This is a genomic window from Pseudoalteromonas sp. 120-MNA-CIBAN-0494, from assembly GCF_040308885.1.
Lineage (GTDB): Bacteria > Pseudomonadota > Gammaproteobacteria > Enterobacterales > Alteromonadaceae > Pseudoalteromonas > Pseudoalteromonas nigrifaciens.
Genome location: NZ_JBEOOE010000157.1, coordinates 1 through 271 on the forward strand (window position 1 = coordinate 1; position 271 = coordinate 271).

Consider the following 271-nt stretch of genomic DNA (forward strand, 5'->3'; position numbering starts at 1 on the left):
GTGTAGCACGTTCCAGTGAGTCGTTAATTAACCGTAACGTCGGTGTTTTTTCTGCTGCATCGACAAGGCTAATACGGTTGATCCGTAATCTGTCACGAACTAAGCGAGTTAACTCACTGTATTCATCGCTGCTGCTTAAATGCAATTCGGCCAATTCGGCAGGGATGGAGTAACTGCGTTGGAGTTTGAAGCCGCATCCTGCAGTGGTCAGTAGCACCAATGTCATTATGGCTAAACAGATTTTTTTGGCTAGCATAGTGAGGGGAGGCAT

1 pseudogene is annotated in these 271 nt (G+C 46.5%); it reads right to left on the reverse strand.

From position 1 onward, the window contains the following. Positions 1-256 (reverse strand): annotated as a pseudogene (locus tag AAEY55_RS18345) (hypothetical protein); the annotation flags it as partial. Between the last annotated feature and the right edge of the window lie 15 nt (positions 257-271).